This window comes from Streptomyces sp. NPDC059524, from assembly GCF_042749255.1.
Classification (GTDB): Bacteria; Actinomycetota; Actinomycetes; order Streptomycetales; family Streptomycetaceae; genus Streptomyces; species Streptomyces xanthii.
In genome coordinates this window covers 1-6,625 of record NZ_JBHYTK010000263.1, presented here as the reverse complement: position 1 = coordinate 6,625, position 6,625 = coordinate 1, and the positions used below count along the sequence as shown (strand labels likewise).

Genomic DNA, 6,625 nt, shown 5'->3' with positions numbered 1-6,625 from the left:
CCGCCGCACCCCACACCGCCAACACCTCTGGCCCGTCCGACACGCCCAAGGAGAACGTCCTGCCATGACAGATCTGAACTACGCCACTGCCACCGAACTAGTCACGCTCGTCCACGACGGCGCGCTCTCCCCGCGGGAACTGACCGACCACACCCTCGACCGCATCGCGACCGTCGACCCGGCACTGAACTCCGTCGTGGCACTCGATCCCGAACGAGCCCGTGCCGACGCCGATGCCCTGACACGACGGCTCGCCCGCGGCGAGCAGTCCGGTCCGCTCACCGGCCTGCCCGTCCTCGTCAAGGACCTGGAGGACGCCGCCGGTCTCCCCACGACGCGCGGAACCAGCGCATTCCGCGATGCCCCGCCCGCCGCGCGCGACTCCGTACACGTGGCCCGGCTGCGTGCGGCCGGCGCCCTGATCATCGGCAAGACCAACACTCCGCCGCTCGGCGCCGCCGTGCACACCGCCAACGACGCCTTCGGTGTCACCCGCAACCCCTGGAACCCGGACCGTTCGCCGGGCGGTTCCAGCGGAGGCGCCGCAGCGGCCGTCGCCGCCGGACTCGTGGCGCTCGGTACGGCCGGCGACGGGGGCGGGTCGACCCGCATCCCGGCCGCGCTGTGCGGACTCCCCGGGCTCAAGCCCAGCCGCGGCCGCATCCCGCAGGGCCCGGTCCGCCTGCCGAACTGGCCACAGAACACCTGCCTCTCCGGCATGGCCCGCACCGTACGCGATACCGCCCTCCACCTGGACGTCGCCGCCGGTTACGACGCCTGCGACCCGTTCTCACTGCCCGCGCCGTCAGGCTCGTACGTGGCTGCACTCGACACCCCGCTGCCCGCGCTCCGCGTCGGGATCCTCACCACGCTCGGGGTGGCCTCCCCGCGCCCCGAGATGCTCGCCGCCCTGGAACGGGTGGCCGCCCTGCTGCGCGGCGAGGGCCACGAGGTGCGCGAGGACGACGCCGTCCTGCCCGACGCCGACAGTTACCCCCACCCCTTCCAGCTCCGCCAGAAGCTCCTTGCGTACCACCGCTGTCTGGGGCTCGCCGACGAACTCGCCTCCCGCCGCGACGACTTCGAGCCGTGGTTCGCCCGCCTCCTGGAGGACGGCAGCAAGCTCACCCCGGAGGAGGCAGCCGCACACTGGCTGCACCGCGCCCAGCTCGATCAGTGGACGGCGGACCTCTTCGACCGCTACGACCTGTTGCTCCTGCCGACCGTGCCGACCACCGCATGGCCCGCCGAGGGCCCCGACACGCTGACCGCCGTCCGCGAGGGCACCCTGCCCATCGCATACACCTCGGTCTTCAACGACACCGGCCACCCGGCGATCACCGTCCCCGCCGGCCTCGCGCCCGACGGCCTGCCCTGCTCCGTCCAGCTCGCCGCCCCCCACCACCGAGAGGACAGACTGCTGGCGGCGGCCCGCCTGGTGGAGGAGGCGGAGGGCGTGCTGAGGCCGCCCGCGCCCGTGATCGGCGAGTGAGGCGGGGCGGAAGGCGCGCCGGCACGCGCCGCGCCCTGCACGGGTGGGATGTCCATCTGTACCCACAGGCGCCGCAGCGGGGGAGGGCGCTTTCTGCCCGGCCGATGTGTGGTGCGATGCCCCTCGAAGCTGGCGTTGGGCATGCAGAGTGTCCAGCCAGGATGCTGAGTCCGGTGCGCCGGACAGTTGACGAGGAAGTGCACGATGGACAGGCCGAGGCCGGCGCCAAGGATGCGGCTGCGGGACGTGTCGGTGCGATAGAACTGCTCGCAGCCCCGTTGGCGTTCCTCCGGTGAGAGGCCCGGTCGGCCATCTCCAGGACCGTGGGCCCGTCTCGTGCGCCCAAGCCGATCCGGATCGACGTGCCGGGGGTGACCGCGTTGCCGATCGGCTGGTGAGCGTCACGGACCGGCCTGCGTGCAGCCCGCGGCATCGAACGCGCCGTGCTCGCCCAGGAACTGAAGACCAGCGATGTCGGCCCGTGGTTCCTGACCGGAGAGATGAAGGGCGCGCAGGGCCCGCCACGAGCCCGCCCGCAAGCGTGGCAAGACCATCGGCGGCGCGGGCGTCACCGACGAGTCCATGCTGTCCACTGCCCTCCACCTGCACGGCCGAGAGATGAGCCTGCCCGGCATCGCCAAGCGGCTCGTCATCACCACAGGCTCGAAGAGCGGCCATCACTCCTCACCCGCCACCGTCACGTGCTTGCTCCGCGAACACAATGAGCGGGCCGCCACGGCAGTGAACACGTGATCAACGAACTGCTTCGCGGCGGATGTCTGAGCCAGGACACCGAGGGCAGGTCAAGGGTGACGGTCGGAGCAGCCCCAGTGTTTCGTCGCATGTGCCGTTCCTGTGTGGGCCGTGGCGACGACGGCGTGGACGAAGGCGAGACCCCGTCGCGTAACCGCCGGTGTGCCTGCACCTGGGGCCCTTCGGGAGCCGACTCGCTCCCCAAGCCTCGGCGAGACCAAGTCGGCCCCACCCACACCAACCCCCTGACTTGTTTCCCTGTGCGTGTCTCTCCGTGTGACCGCCGCTCCAGAACCTTCCGCCGCCCGGGGCGGAGGGAGGTTCTGGGGAGTGGCCGCGGGTGTTGTGCCGCCGTTGAGTTCGACGGCGGCCTGGACACCACGCACGGCGGCGACCTCTTCGTGTCGCGGCCGGTCGGCGCGAGCGTGCCGATCCCGCGCTCCGCGGCCCGGCAGACCAGGTCGCGGGGGAGCGAGGCGCCGTAGGCCGTTCACCTGCTGCGCACCAGGGAGACTGAGTACGGCAGTTGGCCGAGACCGGGTTTCGCAGCGGTATCCGCCACTGGGCCCGCCCGGGAGAGCCCCGACCTGCCTTCGACCCGGCGAAGACCAGTCTGGGCGAGGGCCAGCTGGCCAGGGTCACCGAGCTCGGCATGCTGTCACAGGTCGAGGCCGCCCGGCTCGGGCTGGAGTCGGTCAGCGAGCGCACCCTGAAGCGGATGGCCCCCGCTATCGGGAGTCCGGGCCTGGTCGGGCTGGCCGACGGCCGGCGGACCGGGCAGGCCGGCCCTCGGCGACGACCGAGGTGGCGGAGGCGATCCGGGCGGTGCACGAGCAGTGTCTGCGCCGGTCGCGGATCAGCATGGCCTCGCGGGAGCGGTTGATCCACCAGTACGTGCGGGAGGTGTTGCTCGACCGGGAGGTGCGGGTGTCGCCTGCCTCCGCGACCGCTTGTGCAGGGCTGGGTCGTCAAGAAGGTTGGTTCTGGTCGGGGCGGGCCGTCCACGGCACTGAATAGGCTGCTCGGGTTGCAGACGCAGCCGGATCTACAGGGGGGCCTACTCATGGAACACAGCTCTGAGCGGGAGAACGGCGAAGCCTCGGCTTCTCAGTACACCCGGGACATGCAGACAGAGCGCCACTCTGTGCGTGAGGCGCTGCGTTCAGATCTGCCCGCCGCCCACGTGGGCTTGGGAGTGACGGTCATCGCCTTGATCGTGGTCGCCGGCTTCTCCGGCCCTCGATGGACCTTGATCATTGCTGGGGCTTTCACGGCCTGGTTCCTTCTTGCACTGGCAGTGATTCACATCGGCAGTGGCCGTGGCTGGGATGCCGTCCGCCGGGCTTACATCGCCACGTTCGGCTGGGGAAACTGGATCTGAAGAGCCTTCGCTGCCCGCGTTTCCTCCGAAGCCCGGAGAGGCGAACGGGTGGTGGCGGAATGGTGTGTCCCCGCCGCGTGACGGGCCATGGCAGGTGCGTGAGTGCGGCTGGTGATCGTTTCCCGGAAAACCAGGTCGCCCCGAGCCGGCTCTTCGAGCCAGACTGCATCGGTGGATACCCGTCGGCCCTGCCCCTGCTGCGGTCATCTCGTCTTCGACATCGAGGACGGGTGGCCCGGATCGTTCGCCATCTGCCCGATCTGCTTCTGGGAAGACGATGCGCAGCAGTTCCGCTGGCCGTTCATGCCGGGTGGCGCCAACCGCGTGTCACTTGTTAAGGCCCAAAAGAACTTCCAGGCCTTCGGCGCCTGTGACCGGGAGGGCGGACGGTTCACGCGACCGCCTGCAGGCGATGAATCGCTTGATCCCGATTGGCGTCCGATCGACCCGGCCGAGGACTTCTTCGAGGACTGGAGGAGTGGCACGCATCGTCCCTGGCCCGTCACTCCGTCGGTCCTGTGCTGGTGGCTCCCGTCCTTCTGGGGAGCCGCTGAGGTGCCGGAGCCGGAGGTGCCGGACGTGGTGGTGATCGATGTTGGGCCAGTCAGCAGTGACCGCGACCTTCACGACGTTCTCAAGCGGGAACTCGGCTTCCCTGCGTTCTACGGGATGAACTGGGCCGCATTCTGGGATGCGATCACCGGCCTCATCGAGATGCCCAGGCTGTTGCGCTTCGTCCACTGGGCAGAACTGGAACGCCGAGCACCCCTGGCTGCGACTGCGCTCCGCGAACAGTTGGTCCGGTACGCGGGGACGACCCAGGAATTCAGCGTCATCTACGACCAGTAGCTCTGGGCTGGTGCCCGCAACAGGGCAAGCCATCGCTCACCTAGCCCCAGCCGGCAGCACCAGCATTCATGCCCGCGCCTTGAAGGGCCGGAGTTCGTGCCAGCGACGTTCAGACGGTCTTCGACCGGTTGGTGGAATTCTTCGACGCGCAGGTCCCAGGTGCTCTTCTGCTGCGTTGGTCCCCTCAGCCCGGGAGGCACCGCAAGCAGACGCGTCAGCTTGCGCTCGGTGCAACAGGCGGGCCGAATCCGTGCATCGGAGTTGTCCATCCGGGGCACCTACCGTGCAGGCGGCCTCGGTCGCTGACCTCGCGCAGCCAAGATTGCGCGTTCTCACCGAAAGTTGAGCACCGAGTCGCGCAAGACCGCACGGTTGGGAGTGGGGCGAATCCCTGAGGCTCGTCACTCGGAACTGCATCAGCCTCTCAGCACACGATCGAGCGCTGCCCGGCCTGCGGGTCCCCACGTCGGCTTGCCGCCGGGGAGACCTTGGTCGCCGTTCTGGCCCATCAGCATGAGGAACAGGCTCTTCAGGGCGGCCAGCCCGCGGGCGCGCTGGATCGTCCCTTCGTCCGCCTGCGCGTATGCGTCGAAGAAGCGTGAGGTGGCGCCTGCGGGAAGGATGACCCATGCCGCGGCGAGGTCCCACGCCGGATCGCCAGCGAACATGTCGCCGAAGTCGATCACGCCCGAGAGCGTCCCGTCCGAAACGACGACGTTCGCCGGATGCAGGTCGCCATGCACCCACAGCGGCGGCCCCTCCCACTCGGGTGCCGCGACAGCGTCGTCCCAGACGGCCCGGACATCGTCAGCGAGGCCGTCGCGGACGACGGTGTGGAAGAATTGGTCGAAGGCGTCAGCGCACTTCTTGGGGTGGTCGCCGCGGTCCTTGCCGATCGGTGCGTCAACGGGCGCCTCCACGTGGAGTGCCTTCAGGAAGCCTGCCAGGGTGTCGGCCGCGTGGTCGCTGCGGCTGATCGAGGAGTAGTCCAGCGGCTCGCCGTGAACCCACGACATGACGGTCCAGTGCCTGGGGAAGCGCGCGGACGGTTCGCCGAAACGTACCGGGGTCGGCACCGGGAGCGGCAGGCGCGGGGCCAGCACGGGCAGCCACCGCCGCTCCTTCAGCTGAAGATCCGGGGTGGGGTCCATGCGCTGCATACGCACGACCAACTCGTCCCCGAGGCGCCACATCTGATTGCCCCAGCCACCCGTCACCTCGCGGACAGCGAGCCCCGCAAGGTCTGGATGCTGCTCCTGCAGCAGGTCGCGGACCAGGCCTGCGGTGATCTTGATCTCGGCGTCGGTCATGCGAAGTCACAGTACTGATGCAGGCGGAGCGGCCACTCACCCTTCGCTGAGAACGCTCAGCCCGCGATGCGACAGGCCACGTAGTGTGACTGTGCGCGATAGGTGGCCTTTGAGCACGCTGGTGCCGCATCAGGCAATTGTTTGCCCTGTGGCAGGACATGCTCTGACGTCGTGCTTCCATGGGGCCCGTGACTGACAAGGACAGGGCTCCTGCCCGTGTCAAGGACATCGCCCTTGATGCCCGGGATCACCGTGCTTTGGACGACTGGTGGTGCATGGCGCTCGGCTATGTGCGGAAGGGGCAGAGCGACGGTGCGGAGCGGCCACGTAAGTGGCCGGTCCCCATCGTTGATCCGTCCGGGGCCGGCCCGTTGATCTGGATTAATCCGGTGTCCGAGGACAAGCTCAATGTTGCGATGGCGCCCCTCCACACTTGCCAGCAACTCGGCAGGCGGGGACGGGAAGTCACCTACGAGCTACGGGGTCACTCCTACGTCGCTCATGTTGCGCTCCTTCAGAGAGGGGTGTGGGGCCTGGGAACCGTCCGCCCTGGGGTCGGCGTGAAGTCTCAGGCCAAGCAGGTCAGTTGCGGCCGGCCATGACGCCGCCGTCGATGTCCCCGATCGCGCCGGTGGCCCCTCGACGTCGATCCGGCCGTGACGTCGCAGACGGTCATGGACGAGCACGGCAGGTCGTTCACCGCCGCGGTCCGCGCCCTGTCCCGCCTGCGCGGGCACCGCATTACTGACCTCGTCACCGCCGAGCCGTGCCTCGAGTCGGCCGAGGCCGCGCTCCGCCTCGGCTACCCGAAGGTGACCCGCAGGGCCGTGACCGCGTACG

Annotated in this window: 6 protein-coding genes; 4 read left to right on the top strand and 2 right to left on the bottom strand. The window is 69.3% G+C overall.

What is annotated here, in order from left to right; translation table 11 throughout:
* Positions 1–64 precede the first annotated feature (64 nt).
* On the top strand, positions 65–1,492 hold the full coding sequence (locus tag ACFW9D_RS37530; RefSeq protein WP_384629892.1) for an amidase: 1,428 nt from the start codon (positions 65–67) through the stop codon (positions 1,490–1,492).
* Positions 1,493–1,893: 401 nt separating this feature from the next.
* On the opposite strand, the gene ACFW9D_RS37525 is transcribed toward ACFW9D_RS37530, so the two are convergent.
* On the bottom strand, positions 1,894–2,085 hold the full coding sequence (locus tag ACFW9D_RS37525; RefSeq protein WP_384629890.1) for a hypothetical protein: 192 nt from the start codon (positions 2,083–2,085) through the stop codon (positions 1,894–1,896).
* A 1,223-nt stretch (positions 2,086–3,308) separates the two neighbouring features.
* On the opposite strand from ACFW9D_RS37525, the gene ACFW9D_RS37520 reads away from it, so the two are divergent.
* A complete protein-coding gene (locus ACFW9D_RS37520; RefSeq protein WP_384629888.1) occupies positions 3,309–3,626 on the top strand; it encodes a hypothetical protein in 318 nt (105 codons plus the stop codon).
* A 171-nt stretch (positions 3,627–3,797) separates the two neighbouring features.
* Entirely contained in the window at positions 3,798–4,475 is a 678-nt protein-coding gene (locus ACFW9D_RS37515; RefSeq protein WP_384629886.1) for a CPCC family cysteine-rich protein, read from the top strand.
* Positions 4,476–4,891: 416 nt separating this feature from the next.
* Here ACFW9D_RS37515 and ACFW9D_RS37510 read toward each other — a convergent pair whose 3' ends face one another.
* Positions 4,892–5,785, bottom strand: a complete 894-nt coding sequence (locus tag ACFW9D_RS37510; RefSeq protein ID WP_384629884.1) for an aminoglycoside phosphotransferase family protein — start codon at positions 5,783–5,785, stop codon at positions 4,892–4,894.
* Between the two features lie 656 nt (positions 5,786–6,441).
* On the opposite strand from ACFW9D_RS37510, the gene ACFW9D_RS37505 reads away from it, so the two are divergent.
* A partial coding sequence (locus ACFW9D_RS37505) for a hypothetical protein (RefSeq protein ID WP_384629882.1) occupies positions 6,442–6,625 on the top strand: 184 nt, incomplete at its 3' end.